The sequence below is a fragment of the Pseudomonas sp. HMSC057H01 genome (assembly GCF_001836405.1).
Taxonomy (GTDB): Bacteria; Pseudomonadota; Gammaproteobacteria; order Pseudomonadales; family Pseudomonadaceae; genus Pseudomonas; species Pseudomonas aeruginosa.
In genome coordinates this window covers 1-371 of sequence record NZ_KV828441.1, presented here as the reverse complement: position 1 = coordinate 371, position 371 = coordinate 1, and the positions used below count along the sequence as shown (strand labels likewise).

At 63.3% G+C, this 371-nt stretch carries 1 protein-coding gene; it reads right to left on the bottom strand.

The window, feature by feature from the left end:
* A partial coding sequence (locus HMPREF2581_RS11550; RefSeq protein ID WP_256565197.1) for a bacteriophage T4 gp5 trimerisation domain-containing protein occupies window positions 1-371 on the bottom strand: 371 nt, incomplete at both ends.

Sequence of the window (371 nt, the reverse complement as noted above, 5' to 3'; positions counted from 1 at the left end):
ATGGTCTCGTTGTTGTCCACGGTCTCGGTGCGATCGTGCTTCACATGCACCGTCTCGTCGTGGTCGATGGTCTTGGTCCGGTCGTGGCCGACCCAGTGGCTCTCGTCGTTCTCGACCTCGATGTCCTGGTTCCTCTCGGCATGGATGAACAACTGCTCGGCGCCCTTCTTGTCCTCCATGCGGATCTCGTTGAAGTTGGCCGGCGTGCCGCCCTTGCTCGAACGGCTCTTCATCCCGCTCTGGGTAGCGTTCGCCGGCAGCTCGTAGGGCACCGTCTGCTCGGCGTTGTAGACCCGCCCGGTGATGATCGGCCGGTCCGGGTCGCCTTCGAGGAAGCTGACGATCACTTCCTGGCCGATCCGCGGGATCTG